This window comes from Kitasatospora sp. NPDC057542, from assembly GCF_042801945.1.
GTDB lineage: Bacteria > Actinomycetota > Actinomycetes > Streptomycetales > Streptomycetaceae > Kitasatospora.
Window position 1 is genome coordinate 1 of record NZ_JBHVFE010000259.1, and the last position, 12,412, is coordinate 12,412.

11 protein-coding genes are annotated in these 12,412 nt (G+C 74.1%); 5 read left to right on the top strand and 6 right to left on the bottom strand.

What is annotated here, in order from left to right:
* Positions 1-1,081, top strand: a 1,081-nt coding sequence (locus ACFU7Y_RS27525; protein WP_380769992.1) for a sensor histidine kinase, incomplete at its 5' end; no start/stop codon positions are given.
* An 18-nt stretch (positions 1,082-1,099) separates the two neighbouring features.
* On the opposite strand, the gene ACFU7Y_RS27530 is transcribed toward ACFU7Y_RS27525, so the two are convergent.
* On the bottom strand, positions 1,100-3,628 hold the full coding sequence (locus ACFU7Y_RS27530) for an FtsX-like permease family protein (RefSeq protein ID WP_380769994.1): 2,529 nt from the start codon (positions 3,626-3,628) through the stop codon (positions 1,100-1,102).
* A 261-nt stretch (positions 3,629-3,889) separates the two neighbouring features.
* A complete protein-coding gene (locus ACFU7Y_RS27535) occupies positions 3,890-4,504 on the bottom strand; it encodes a DNA-binding response regulator (RefSeq protein WP_224280136.1) in 615 nt (204 codons plus the stop codon).
* Positions 4,505-4,627: 123 nt separating this feature from the next.
* Here ACFU7Y_RS27535 and nth point away from each other — a divergent pair, with 123 nt between their 5' ends.
* The 4 genes from nth to ACFU7Y_RS27555 all read left to right on the top strand — a co-directional run bounded on the left by nth (position 4,628) and on the right by ACFU7Y_RS27555 (position 8,395).
* Positions 4,628-5,491, top strand: coding sequence for an endonuclease III (gene nth / locus ACFU7Y_RS27540; protein ID WP_380769996.1), 864 nt, complete (start codon positions 4,628-4,630; stop codon positions 5,489-5,491).
* Positions 5,488-6,261 carry a CoA pyrophosphatase gene (locus tag ACFU7Y_RS27545; RefSeq protein WP_224280139.1) on the top strand — a complete coding sequence of 258 codons (774 nt, stop codon included), beginning with the start codon at positions 5,488-5,490 and terminating at the stop codon, positions 6,259-6,261. The genes nth and ACFU7Y_RS27545 overlap by 4 nt, the downstream gene beginning before the upstream one ends.
* Positions 6,262-6,307: 46 nt before the next feature.
* Positions 6,308-7,492, top strand: coding sequence for a MarP family serine protease (locus ACFU7Y_RS27550; RefSeq protein WP_224280141.1), 1,185 nt, complete (start codon positions 6,308-6,310; stop codon positions 7,490-7,492).
* Positions 7,493-7,693: 201 nt separating this feature from the next.
* A complete protein-coding gene (locus ACFU7Y_RS27555) occupies positions 7,694-8,395 on the top strand; it encodes a metal-dependent hydrolase (RefSeq protein WP_224280143.1) in 702 nt (233 codons plus the stop codon).
* A gap of 51 nt (positions 8,396-8,446) precedes the next feature.
* On the opposite strand, the gene ACFU7Y_RS27560 is transcribed toward ACFU7Y_RS27555, so the two are convergent.
* The 4 genes from ACFU7Y_RS27560 to nhaA all read right to left on the bottom strand — a co-directional run bounded on the left by ACFU7Y_RS27560 (position 8,447) and on the right by nhaA (position 11,990).
* Complete coding sequence (locus tag ACFU7Y_RS27560) at positions 8,447-8,656, bottom strand: hypothetical protein (protein WP_159028462.1); 210 nt, start codon at positions 8,654-8,656, stop codon at positions 8,447-8,449.
* Between the two features lie 155 nt (positions 8,657-8,811).
* A complete protein-coding gene (locus ACFU7Y_RS27565; RefSeq protein ID WP_224280145.1) occupies positions 8,812-9,903 on the bottom strand; it encodes an alpha/beta fold hydrolase in 1,092 nt (363 codons plus the stop codon).
* 77 nt (positions 9,904-9,980) lie between these two features.
* A complete protein-coding gene (locus tag ACFU7Y_RS27570) occupies positions 9,981-10,457 on the bottom strand; it encodes a phage holin family protein (protein ID WP_224280147.1) in 477 nt (158 codons plus the stop codon).
* Positions 10,458-10,691: 234 nt separating this feature from the next.
* Positions 10,692-11,990, bottom strand: a complete 1,299-nt coding sequence (nhaA, locus tag ACFU7Y_RS27575; RefSeq protein ID WP_380770000.1) for a Na+/H+ antiporter NhaA — start codon at positions 11,988-11,990, stop codon at positions 10,692-10,694.
* Positions 11,991-12,412 lie beyond the last annotated feature (422 nt).

The window sequence follows — 12,412 nt, forward strand, 5'->3', positions numbered from 1 at the left end:
GGTCGCCACCGTCCGCAACCACGACGGCCTGTCCTACCAACTGCCGGCCGTCGCCATGCTGTTGGTCCTGCTCGGTTTCCAGATCGGGCACGCCGGTCCGTGGCGCCTGGCGCGGCGCTGGTGGCCGTGGAGCCTGGTCGTCCACGGGATGCTGACCTACCTGCCGTTCCTGCTCTTCGACGGGGCGTGGGTCGGCATTCCCGGATCGTTCGCCGGATCGGTGCTGCTGACCGTCGCGCCACCGCGCTCCCGGGTGCTGTTCGCCGCGCTGGTTGCCGCCCAGTACCCGCTCTGCGCGGCGCTGGGCGGCAACCTCGGCCAGTGCGTCAACGCGTCGGTGTCCGCCGCCGTGGGCGGCATCGTGGTCTACGGGGTGGCCCGACTCGCGGATCTGATCACCGAGTTGCGGGCGGCCCGGACCGAGCTGGCCGAACTCGCGGTGGACCGGGAGCGGCTCCGCTTCGCGCGCGACCTGCACGACCTGCTCGGCTCCAGCCTCTCGGTGGCGGCACTGAAGTGCCAGCTCGCCGAACGGCTGGCCGCGGAGGACCCGGAGCGCGCCCGCGCGGAGATCGCCGAGGTGCTGGCATTGGTGCGGCAGGCGATGGCGGACACCCGTCGGCTCTCCAGCGGCGATGTCGGGATGTCCCTGGCGAGGGAGGCGCGTTCGGCGGTCTCGGCGCTGCGGACGGCCGGGATCGAGGTCGAGGCCGAACTGGACTGCGAGGGGCTGACGCCCGAACTCGACGCGGTGCTGGCCACCGTGCTGCGCGAGGCGGTCACCAACCTGCTGCGGCACAGCGCGGCCCGGCGCTGCGAGATCCGGGCCGGTGGGGCGGGCCCCGGTGCGGTCCGGCTGCTGGTCTCCAACGACGGCGTACCAGGCGAACCGGACGGCGCTGCGCGTGAACCGGACGGCGCCGTGCACGAACCGGGTGGCGGGCAGGGCATCGAGAACCTCACCGAGCGGCTGCGGGCCGTCGGCGGCCGGCTGACCGCCCGGCGGGACGCAGCCGGCTGGTTCCACCTCGCCGCCGTCGTCGAGGCGGAGCCCGCCCGGGAAGCCGCCCGCGCCGCCTGACCTGTCCGCACGGCCCGGCTACTCGTGCACCCCCATCGCCTCGCTCGGTTTGCGCCGCAGCGCCAGCCGGGCGGTCAGCAGGACGGTGCCCACCCCCAGCAGCGCCGCCCCGCCCAGCACCGCGGCCACCTGACTCCCGGGCAGCGTGGGCCGGGCCGTACCGGTGAGCGCGAGGCAGACCGGGACCAGGACGGCGGCGGTGACGGCCGCGCCGAGGGCGAGCGCCACGGCGACCGTGATCCCGCCCTCCCAGGCCATCATCCGCAGCACCTGCGCGCGCGTGGTGCCCGCCAGTCGCAGCAGCGCGAACTCGCGCAGCCGCTCGCCGGTGGCCATCACCAGGGTGTTGACCACGGCGATCGCGGTGAACAGGCTGATCATGCCGAGCAGTAGCCGCCCGACCGCGGTGGCCCGCTCCTGCTGGTGCCGGCGCGCCGCGTCGTAGTCGGCCCGGTCGCTGATCCTGGCCATCGGGTAGGCCGGGGCGAGGCCCCGGAGCTCCCGGCCCACCTGCTGGAGGTCGGCGCCGGGGGCGGAGCGGACCAGCACGGTCGGTGCGAGCCGGTCCGGTGTGTGGGCGGCGGCGAAGGAGTCGGGCAGCAGCGCGTCCGCGAACCGTGCGTCGCGGTCGTACACGGCGGCCACCGTCGCGGTGCTGTCGGTGCCGTCCGGCCACTCGATCCGGACGGTGGCGCCGACGCCGGCCTTGAGCGCGGCGGCCGATCGCTGCCCCAGCGCGATGCTCGCGCCACGCAGCCCGTCCAGCGAACCGGCCGTCACCCCGGGGTCGACCAGCTCCGCCAGCCCCTGCGGGTCGACGATCCGGGCGTCCAGGCCCTGCCGGCCGAAGTCATCGGCGGACGCCAGGACGGTCGTGGACACCAGGCCGTCGGCCGCCGCGACGCCGGGCAACTGCCGTACCGCGGCGGCGAATTCCGGCGGCAGGCCGATCCCGTCGGCCTGGACCACGTGGTCGGCCAGCAGCCGTCGGCCGTCCTCGGCCATGTTGGCCTGCGCCTTGACGGCCGGGACGAACAGCACCGTGCCGGTGAAGGCCACCGCGAGCACCAGCGGGGTGACGGCGGCGGCGAAGCGTCGCGGCTGGGCCCGCAGCGCGGCGGAGGCGAGGAACCCGGCGACCGGGAAGAGCCGGCCCACCGGCCCGCCGATCGCCACACTGGCGACCCGGCCGATCAGCGGCCCGAGCAGGGCCACCCCGAGCAGCAGCACCAGCACCATGCTCTCGGCCGTCCCCGCTCCGCGGCGGCTGTCCGTCGAACCGGCCAGCACCACGCCGCACACGGCGAGCGTCACGAGCCCGAGCCCGGTCCGGATCCGGCCGACGCCGGGCCGCGGTGTCGAGGAGTCGCGCAGCGCCCGGGTCGGCTCGACCCGGGAGGCCCGGCGCGCGGCTGCCCAGACGGCCAGCTGCGCGGTGACGACGACGCAGCCGAGGACGATCAGCGGGGCGCTCGGCCCGACGTGCAGCGGCACGTCCGAGCCGACCACCCCGCGGTCGACCAGTTCGCCCCGCAGCAGCGCGGCGAGGCCGATCCCGGCCGGCAGGCCGACGACGGCGGCCGCGACGGTCAGCACCAGCGTCTCCAGGGCGATCATCCGCCGCACCTGCCCGGTGGTGGCGCCGACCGCCCGCAGCAGGGCCATCTCGCGCAGCCGCTGCTGCACGGAGAGCGCGAGCGCCCCCGCCACCACGAAGACCGCGACGAACAGCGACAGCACGCCCGTCGTCCCGGCCAGCGAGGAGAGGCCGTCACCGGGACCGGGAGCGCCGGAGAACTCCAGCTCGCCCCGCTCGTCGCCGGTGTGCACCCCGGGCCCGGACCAGGACGCCTTGCCGTCGTGCTCCCGCGCCGCGGCGAGTGCCCGTCGGGCCTGCTCGGCCACGGCCCGCAGGTCGGCCCCGTCCCGCACGGTGAGCCCGATCGCGTCCGCGCCGGTCGCCGTCCCGGCGAGCCGGGCGGCCTGCCCGGGGCTGAAGAAGAGCGCGCTCTGACGGGACAGCTCCCGTGGCGGCGCGGCCAGTCCGGACACGGTGTAGCCGCGCGGTGCCTCGGTGGTGGCCAGCCGGACGGTGCCGCCGGGCGCGACCCCGGCGCGGGCGGCCGTCGCGGCGTCGAGGAGCACCTCGTCCGGCCCGGCCGGGGCTCGGCCGGAGATCAGCCGGAACGGGGCGAGGGCGGCGCTCGTCCAGGCGTGCCCGAGCGAGGGGCCGCCCTGCGGTCCGGACAGGACCTGCCCGGAGGCGGTGACGACGGCCGCCGGGAAGGAGAGCTCCGGGACGGCGGCCGCGACGCCGGGCAGCCCGGCGAGTTCGGCGGTCAGTGGTCCGGCGTCCGGGATGCGGGTGCTGTCGCCGATCACCAGAGGGGCCGCGGCGTAGCGCTCGGTGGGTGTGCCCGTGCGCAGGGCGGACTCCAGCAGGACCCCGCAGGCGACGGTCAGGACCAGGGCGCAGACGAGCGCGGTGAACGCGCCGGCGAAGCCCGCCTTCCGGGCGCGTACCGTGCGCCAGGCCAGCTTCAACACGCGCCTCAGCCCCCCGGTGGTACGCCCTCGATGACATCGCGAGCCTAGCCCCGGGCGCTCCGGCCGACATTCCCTTCGTTGACGAAGGAAGGCCCCGGCAAGCCCCGTCGTGGGCCGTCCACGGCCGGATCCATGCGAAACGCACGGTCCGCCGCCCCGGAGGCGCCGTGTCACCGAGGCGCCGTGCCGCCGAAGGCGCCGGGAGCTCAGGGAACGCCGGGAGCGCCGGGAGCGCCGGGAGTGCCGGGAGCCGCCGCCGGGCTACGTCGTCGGCAGCCAGCCCATCTCCTCGGCGATCCGGATCGCGTCGACCCGGCCACGCCCCCCGGTCTTGGCCACCGCGGCGGCCAGGTGGTTGCGCGCGGTGCCCGTCGAGATGAACAGCCGGGCGGCGATCTCGCTGACGGAGTCCCCCTCCGCCGCGAGCCGCAGGACCTCCGACTCCCGGGGCGTCAGCGGGTTCTCCCGGGTGTCCAGGGCGGCCAGCGCCAGCTCCGGGTCGACGACGCGTTCGCCGGCGGCCACCTTCCGGATCGCCGCGGCCAGCTCCTGCGCCGGGGCGTCCTTGCCGAGGAAACCGAGCGCACGGGCGGAGAACGCGGCGCGCAGGTACGCGGGTCGCACCAGTCCGGTGAGGATCAGCGTCCGGCACCCGGGGAGCTTCTCGTGCAGTTCGGCCGCCGCCCGCAGCCCGTCCAGTCCGGGCAGGTCGATGTCGAGCACCACGACGTCCGGTCGCACCTCCAGGGCGGTCGGCACCACCAGGTCCCCGCGCTCCACGTCCGCGACGACCTCCAGATCCTCCTCGTACGCGAGGAGGGCCATCAGTGCGCCGCGCACCATGCTCATGTCCTCTGCCAGCAGGACCCTGATCATCCGCACTCTCCCCCTGTCAGGTGACGGCCACGGGCGGGGTTCATTAGACAACAGGCCCTGCCAGGGCCGGTTTCCGTGCTTGATCGGCCCCGAGCGGTCCGCCGGTCGGCGTAGCCTTCGTGCATGGCAGAGAGCAAGGTCCGGAAGGCCGTGGCGAAGAAGGCGGCGGTGAAGCCGAGGAAGCCGGAATCGCACCTGGCGATGGTGCGACGGGCCCGGAGGATCAACCGCGAGCTGGCGGAGCTGTACCCGTACGCGCATCCGGAGCTGGACTTCGAGAACCCGTACCAACTGCTGGTGGCCACCGTGCTGTCGGCGCAGACCACCGACCTGCGGGTGAACCAGACGACCCCGGCGCTGTTCGCGAAGTACCCGACGCCGGAGGACATGGCGGCGGCGAACCCGGAGGAGCTGGAGGAGGTCATCCGCCCGACCGGATTCTTCCGGAACAAGGCGAAGTCGCTCATCGGCCTCTCGATAGCGTTGCGCGACGAGTTCGGCGGCGAGGTCCCCGGCCGGCTGGCCGACCTGGTGACCCTGCCCGGCGTCGGCCGCAAGACCGCCAACGTCGTCCTCGGCAACGCCTTCGGGGTCCCCGGCATCACCGTGGACACCCACTTCGGGCGGTTGGCCCGGCGGTTCGGCTGGACCGCCGAGGACGACCCGGTGAAGGTCGAGGCGGCCGTCGCCGAGATCTTCCCGAAGTCGGAGTGGACGATGCTCTCGCACCGGGTGGTCTTCCACGGCCGCCGGATCTGCCACTCCCAGAAGCCCGCCTGCGGCGCCTGTCCGATCGCGCCGCTCTGCCCCTCGTACGGCGAGGGGGAGACCGACCCGGAGAAGGCACGCAAGCTGTTGAAGTACGAGATGGGCGGCCAGCCCGGGCAGCGGCTGCGGCCGCCGGCAGACTTCCCCGGCGAGGCGGCCGCCCGTGCGGACGCCGCCGTCCACCACGGACGGGTCGCGGACCTGGCGGTGGACGCATGAGCGGGCGGTGGGAGCACCCCGGCCCTGAAGCCGGGGGCGTCGGGCGGGGCATCGAGCTGGACGGGCTGCCGACCTGGCTGGAGCCGGTCCGCGAGGCGGCCGGGCGGGTGTTGCCGGAGCAGCTGAGCCGCTTCCTGCCGCCGGCCGAGGGCGGGCGGCCGGCGGCCGTGCTGATGCTGTTCGGCGAGGGGCCGCAGGGGCCGGACCTGCTGCTGATCGAGCGGGCCCGCTCGCTGCGCTCGCACGCCGGTCAGCCGTCCTTCCCGGGTGGTGCGCTGGACCCGGAGGACGGCGATCCGAACGGTGAGGGCCCGATCGCGGCGGCGCTGCGCGAGGCCTGGGAGGAGACCGGTCTGGACCCGGCGGGGGTGCAGGTGTTCGCCGAACTGCCCCGGCTGTACATCCCGGTGAGCCGCTTCGTGGTGACCCCGGTGCTCGGCTGGTGGCGCGAGGAGTCGCCGGTGCGCCCGGTGGACGAGGCCGAGACCGGCGCGGTGTTCCGGGTCACCGTCGCGGAGCTGGCCGACCCGGCGAACCGGGTGCGGCTGCGCCACCCGTCCGGGCACATCGGGCCGGCCTTCGCGGTCGCCGGGCGGCTGGTCTGGGGCTTCACCGCCGGGGTGATCGACCGGGTGCTGCACCACAGCGGCCTGGAGCTGCCCTGGGACCCGTCCCGGATCGTCGACCTCTCGGACGACGCGCTGGCCTTGGTCCAGGGGGACCTCGAACACTCCCGGGTGCTGCCGGGCGGCGACGACGACGCTTCGTGACCGACCGGCGGCGTGTCCCGCGCGCGGGCCGTGGGAGGGTGTCCGAGTGAACGTCCTGGATGTGCTGCTGATCGCCGCGGCCGTGGCATTCGCCGTGTCGGGCTACCGGCAGGGCTTCGTGGTCGGCGTGCTCTCACTGGTCGGGTTCCTCGGTGGCGGCCTGCTCGCCGTCGAGCTGCTGCCGCTGCTGCTCGACCACATCGGCCCCGGCACCACGGCCTCGGTGGTGGCCGTCGTGGTGGTGATCGTCCTCGCCGCGATCGGCCAGGCGATCACCGCGCACTTCGGCTGGAAGCTGCGCGGGCACATCGGGCGCCGCCCGGCCAGGGTGCTGGACGCGACCGGCGGCGCGGTGGTGAACGTCGTCTCGATGCTGCTGGTGGCCTGGCTGATCGGCTCGGCGCTGGCCGGGGCGTCACTCCCGACGGTCTCCAAACAGGTCCGCTCCTCGGCGATCCTCGGCGAGGTGCAGAACGCGCTGCCCGACGACGCGCCGAACTGGTTCTCGGACTTCTCCAAGGTGCTCGCCCGCAACGGCTTCCCGCAGGTCTTCAACCCCTTCGAGCACGAGCCGATCACCCAGGTCGACACCCCCGACCCCGCGCTGGCCGCCAGCCCGGCGGTGGCGCGGGCCCGGCAGAGCCTGGTCAAGGTGGTCGGCACGGCGACCTCCTGCGGCAAGACCCTGGAGGGCAGCGGTTTCGTCTTCGCCCCGCACCGGGTGATGACCAACGCCCACGTGGTCGGCGGGGTCAACGAGCCGACCGTGCAGATCGGCGGTGTCGGCCAGCTGTACGACGCGACGGTGGTCCGCTACGACTGGCAGCGCGACATCGCCGTCCTGGACGTGCCCAAGCTGAACGCGCCGGCGCTGTCCTTCGCGGGCGAGGCGAAGACCAACGACAGCGCGATCGTGGCCGGCTTCCCGGAGAACGGCGCCTTCAACGTCCAGCCGGCCCGCATCCGCGGCCGGATCCAGGCCAACGGGCCGGACATCTACCACCGGGGCCAGGTGGTCCGCGACGTCTACTCGGTGCGCTCGGTGGTCCGGCAGGGCAACAGCGGCGGCCCGCTGCTCACCCCGGACGGCGAGGTGTACGGCGTGGTCTTCGCCAAGTCCCTGGACAGCGGGGACACCGGCTACGTGCTGACCGCGGCCGAGGTGCGCGAGGACGCCGTGCAGGGCGGCGCCGCGACCGCCCGGGTGGACACCCAGGGCTGCGCGCTCTGACCGGGCCCGGCCGGAAGCCGCTCCGGGGCGTTCCGGGGACGACCGGGACCGCCGGACGGCGGCGGACCCGGGCGCGCCGGGCCGGACCGTCCGATATCCGTCGCCCCGTCAGGTGGCACTGGTAGCCTCGGCCGCGCTCACCCGTTCGGCTCAACCGGGCGCCGTCCCGGAGTGGGCCCGACGGGAGGTCGTGGCAGTCCGATGATGGGTCACTCGCACGCGGTGAGCGGGGCGATGCTGTACGCGGCCTCGGCTCCGTTCCTGCCCCCGCTGCTGCTGCACACCACCCTGCAGCCGGCGGACATACTGATGGGCACGGTGCTGTGCGCGGGCGCGGCCCTGCTGCCGGACCTCGACCACCACGACGGCTCGATCGCCAACTTCCTCGGCCCGGTCTCCAAGGTGCTCTGCCGCTTCGTGGCCTGGGTCTCCGGTGGTCACCGGCACGCCACCCACTCGCTGCTGTTCGTCGCGCTGACGGGCGGTGGCACCTGGGCCGGGGTCACCTTCCTCGGGCGCAACTTCACCCTGGGGCTGACCTTCTTCCTGCTGGCGCTCGCGATCCGGGCCCTGCGGCTCTGCCCGCCGGGCGACGGCCCGGAGGCGTGGATCACCGTCATCGGCCTGGCCGCGCTCGGCACCTTCGGGATGAACACCTGGATGCCCAACTCGCCCGGCTGGCTGCCGTACGCGGTGGCGCTGGGCACGCTGGCGCACCTGCTCGGCGACTGCCTGACCAAGAAGGGCGCGCCGCTGCTCTGGCCGCACAAGGAGCGCTACGAGATCGTGCTGATCAAGCGCAGCGGCAACAGCGTCGAGACCAAGGTGCTGGTGCCGATCATGTCGGTGGCGACCTTCGTCCTGCTCTGGTTCACCGCGCTGTCGCCGACGATCGTGAACTGAGCGGGGTGCGGGGTGCCCGGCACCCCGGCCGAGGTGGCGCGGCGCGAGGCCTCAGGTCTCGCGCCGCAGTCGTGCGCCCACCCAGCGGGCGCGCCGGCCGAGGATGCGGGGGATGCCGAGCTGCCGCCGCTCCGTGCGCTGACGGCCGTCGGGGCCGTCGAAGCCGAGGTCGTCCGCCCGGTCGGGCCGGTGGGCGGAGCGCTGGGGGCTGTTGTGACGTCGGCCGCGCGGGGCGCCGCCGCTTTCGGGCATCCAACTCATACCGGAAGGGATGCCCCTGGGCCGGTGGAGGTAACCGCCCGGGCTTCGTCGAAGTTGGCCTATGCGGTTGTCATATGAACGCCAAGGCAAGGGAGTTGGGTCCAAGGGCCCTTCCGGCCGACCGCACGTACGGCCGCGTCGGGTTCCGTGCGACGTCACTCCTTGTGGCGGCCGACCCAGTCCAGAAGCTCGGTGGTGAACTCCTCCGGTGCCTCCTCGTGCGGGAAGTGCCCGACCCCGGGCAGCAGCCGCCAGCGGTACGGCGCCGCCACGTACTCGCCGCCGCCGAGCGCGGTGTGCGACAGCAGCACCGGGTCCGCCGCGCCCTGGACGTGCAGGGTCGGCGCGGTGATCGGCTTCTTCATCCGCCGGGCGAACTGGATGCCGTCCGGCCGGGCCATCGAGCGCAGCAGCCAGCGGTACGGCTCGATCGAACAGTGCGCCGTGCTGGGGATCTGGATCGCCTGCCGGTACGCGTGCACCGCGGCCTCGTCCAGGCCGTTCGGGCCGGTCCAGGAGGTCAGGTAGCGGCCGACCAGCTCGGCGTCGTCGGCCACCAGGCGTCGTTCCGGTATCCACGGCCGCTGGAAGCCCAGCACGTGCTCGAAGGCGGCGAACTGCCGGCGGTCGGTCAGCAGCGCCCGGCGCAGGTCCCTCGGGTGTGCGGCGGAGACCACGGTCAGGCTCTGGATGACGGACGGTCGCATCACCGCGGCCACCCAGGCCAGGGTGCCGCCGGAGGCGTGTCCGACCAGGTGCGCCCGGCGCTCGCCGAGCGAGCGGATCACCCCGGTGATGTCCAGGGCGAGGTTGCCGGGGTCGTACCCGCGCGGGGTGCGGTCGCTGCCGCCGATGCCGCGCAGGTCGAGCGCCACCGCCCGGTAGCCGGCCTTGGCGAGCGCGGTCAGCTGGTGGCGCCAGGCCCACCAGTACTCGGGCCAGCCGTGCACCAGCAGCACCAGCGGGCCGGAGCCGAGCTCGGCGATGTGGAACCGGGCACCGTTGGCCGCGAGGTCGCGGTGCGTCCACGGGCCGGCCTGCCGGACGCTCCAGGCCTCGCCGCCCGTCGCCGGGGCTCCGGCGGAGGCCGCTTCGACGGGCTCCCGTTCGGGCTCCAGCGCGGGCGCCAGGCCGGTGCCCTCGGGGGCGGTGCCGGGTCCTTCGGGGCCGGCGGGACCTTCGGGGGTGAGTCCGGCACCGGAGTCGGCGGACGGCTGCGCAGGCACGGGCTTCTGGTCAAGCGGCATACCGAGAGCGTGTCACATCCGCCCGCCGGACACGTGCCCGGCACTCGTTGTCGGCGGGTCCGTGCCCGCCGGGCCGGTTACGGGATGCGGCCGAAGGCCCGGTCGATCTCCTCCTGGGTGGCCGGGCGCGGCCGGGCGTTCTTCAGCACGTCGGCGGTCTTCTGGGCGCCCTCGATGGTGCGGACCGGCTTCTCGATCTTCTTGAACGAGCGCCAGGCCAGCATTCCGAGCAGCACCGCGAGCAGCAGGTAGGCGCCCGCCACGACCAGGAAGGACCAGCCCAGCGACAGGCCCAGCGCGTGGATGCCGAAGGCCGCCGCGGCGCTCAGCATCGGGATGGAGAACAGCGCCACCACGCCGGCGACGATCAGCGAGACACCGCCGGAGACGCCGCGCTTGACGTCCGCCCGGATCTCGGCCTTGGCGAGCGCGATCTCGTCGTGGACCAGCGCGGACAGATCTGCGGTGGCCGCCGAGAACAGCTGCCCCACCGAACGCTCGCCCTCGTAGGGCGCCCGGCCGTTGCTGGACGGGTCTGCGGCTCCTGCGGGCATCAGCGGTTCTCCTCTGCGGCTGTGCGGCGTGACGCCGCCGCGGGTGTGCGGTTCCGGGGACCGTGGGGGTTCCGGAGGCGTCTGTGGGTTGTCGACAGCTCAGAATCATGCCCCTACCGGTCAGTCGGACACCACTCCGGGGCCCCGCCGGGGGGACGTGTCCCGGCGGCCGGAGCCCTCCGGGCGCCTCCGCCGGGGCCCCTCGGCGCCTCCCGGGGGCCTTTCCGGGGCGCCTCAGCCGGGTTGTCCCGACCGGCCCTGGTGGCCGGAGCCGGAGCCGGGGTCGGGGTCGTGTTCCCCGCGGGCCGTCGGGTGGGTCGGCTCGCCGACCCTCGCCCGCCAGGCCGGGTCGTCCTCCTGGTAGACGTCCGGGATGCCGTCCCCGTCCATGTCCCGGTCCTCCTCCTCGCACAGCTCGCGGTAGTGCCGGTTGCGCAGCTTCAGCAGGACCGTGGCGACCGCCGCGGCGAGCACCGAGCCGACCAGCACGGCCGTCTTGGCCCGGGCGGCGAGCGCCGGGTCGTCCGGGAAGGCCAGTTCACTGATCAGCAGCGAGACGGTGAAACCTATGCCCGCGAGCACCGAGACGGCGACCATGTCGGCCCACTTGAGCCGCGGGTTCAGCTCGGCCCTGGTGAACCGGGCGGTCAGCCAGGCGCCGCCGAACACGCCCACCGACTTGCCGACCAGCAGGCCGATCACGATGCCGATCGGGGCGGCCTGGGTGAACACCTCGCGCAGCTTCGGACCGGAGATCGCCACCCCGGCCGAGAACAGCGCGAACAGCGGGACGGCCAGGCCGGCCGAGAACGGGCGGACCAGGTGCTCGATGTGCTCGCCGGGGGAGTGCTGCTCGTCGCCCTCCCGGTGGCAGCGCAGCATCAGGCCCATCGCGACGCCCGCCACTGTGGCGTGGATGCCGCTCTCGTGCATCAGCGCCCAGGTCACGACGGCCAGCGGGACGAAGAGGTACCAGCCGTGGACGCCGCGCCGGTGCAGGAACCAGAACAGCACCAGCCCGGCGAAGGCGAGGCCGAGCGCCCAGAGCTTGATGCCGTGGCTGTAGAAGATCGCGATGATCAGGATCGCGATCAGGTCGTCGACGACCGCCAGGGTGAGCAGGAAGGCACGCAGCGGGGACGGCAGGTGGCTTCCGACCACGGCCAGCACGCCGAGCGCGAAGGCGATGTCGGTGGCGGTCGGGATCGCCCAGCCACCGAGGTGCCCGCCGCTGCCCGAGTTCACCAGGACGAAGAGGATCGCTGGCAGCGCCACCCCGCAGACGGCGGCGACCACGGGCAGCAACGCGGCACTGGGCGTGCGCAGCTCACCCGCGACGAACTCGCGCTTGAGCTCGATCCCGGCGACGAAGAAGAAGACCGTCAGCAGGCCGTCCTTGGCCCAGGTGGCCAGGGAGAGGTCGAGGTGGAGCGGGGTGGAGGGGCCGATGGTGTAGTCGAGCACGCTCTGGTACGCGTGCGGCCAGACGTTGGCCCAGATCAGCGCGATGACGGCGGCGCCCAGCAGCAGCATGCCGCCGACCGTCTCGGTACGCAGGGCGTCGGTGATGAAGGTGCGCTCGGGCAGTGACAGCCGGCCGAGGAGTTGCCGGCGGCGGGTCGTCGGCTCGTGGACGGGCGGCTGATCGGTCACGTGGGACCTCCTGGGGCTGGGAGCGGCAACGGATGCACGGGTGGTGCAGTTGCCGACCAGACTTCCCGGCGCGCCCTGTGACGCCCACGATTCCCGTCAAGGGCCTTGATGCGTCCTTAATAGTCTAGCGGGACGTTCGGGTGACATCCGGATTGTCTTATCCAAGGACTTAAGCCCTGCAGGCTGGTTCTGCACTCCGGAGGAGCAGAGCCCGGCACCCGAGCGGCGGTCCGGCACCCGAATGGTGCTGAACCCGAATGGTGCTGACGAGACGGCTGTGCCCCGGGCGGTGGTCGCCGCCC

Bases quoted from the DNA above. Each gene is read 5' to 3' on its own strand.
- ACFU7Y_RS27535 (WP_224280136.1), bottom strand. From the start codon at position 4,504: ATGATCAGGGTCCTGCTGGCAGAGGACATGAGCATGGTGCGCGGCGCA.
- nth (WP_380769996.1), top strand. From the start codon at position 4,628: ATGGCAGAGAGCAAGGTCCGGAAGGCCGTGGCGAAGAAGGCGGCGGTG.
- ACFU7Y_RS27545 (WP_224280139.1), top strand. From the start codon at position 5,488: ATGAGCGGGCGGTGGGAGCACCCCGGCCCTGAAGCCGGGGGCGTCGGG.
- ACFU7Y_RS27555 (WP_224280143.1), top strand. From the start codon at position 7,694: ATGATGGGTCACTCGCACGCGGTGAGCGGGGCGATGCTGTACGCGGCC.
- ACFU7Y_RS27560 (WP_159028462.1), bottom strand. From the start codon at position 8,656: ATGAGTTGGATGCCCGAAAGCGGCGGCGCCCCGCGCGGCCGACGTCAC.
- ACFU7Y_RS27565 (WP_224280145.1), bottom strand. From the start codon at position 9,903: ATGCCGCTTGACCAGAAGCCCGTGCCTGCGCAGCCGTCCGCCGACTCC.
- ACFU7Y_RS27570 (WP_224280147.1), bottom strand. From the start codon at position 10,457: ATGCCCGCAGGAGCCGCAGACCCGTCCAGCAACGGCCGGGCGCCCTAC.
- nhaA (WP_380770000.1), bottom strand. From the start codon at position 11,990: ATGCTGCTGCTGGGCGCCGCCGTCATCGCGCTGATCTGGGCCAACGTC.